Annotated in this window: 1 pseudogene; it reads left to right on the plus strand. The window is 64.4% G+C overall.

Features of this window, described 5'->3' with window-relative positions:
- A pseudogene (locus C0Z19_RS27705) lies at positions 1 to 438 on the plus strand (SurA N-terminal domain-containing protein); the annotation flags it as partial.

The following is a 438-nucleotide window of genomic DNA, read 5'->3' on the forward strand; positions in this document are numbered from 1 at the left end:
GGCCGCGAAGACCTACACCGAGCGTTCCGATGCGTTCACCTCGACGGTCTACGAGCAGTCGAAGACCCTGCAGCCGGCGGCTGACAAGTTCAAGCTGACGATTCAGACCGCCGCGGTCACCGACAAGCCGAACCCGGCGCTGCCGCCCGACAGCCCGCTCAACAACCCGAAGTTCCTGGCGGCGGTGTTTGCCGGTGATTCGATCAAGGACCGCAACAATACCCAGGCGATCGACGTCGGCAACAACACGCTGATCTCTGCGCGCGTGACCGACTACAAACCGGCCGCCACGCCGCCGCTCGCATCGGTCAAGGACGCCGTGCGCACACGCTACGTGGCCGAGCAAGCCGCCGAGCTCGCGCGCAAGGATGGCGAAGCGAAACTGGCGCAGTTGCAAAAGTCGAATTCGGCCACAGGCTTCTCGACGGAAGCGAAGGT

Origin of the sequence: Trinickia soli (genome assembly GCF_002879855.1) — a bacterium.
GTDB classification, from domain to species: domain Bacteria; phylum Pseudomonadota; class Gammaproteobacteria; order Burkholderiales; family Burkholderiaceae; genus Trinickia; species Trinickia soli.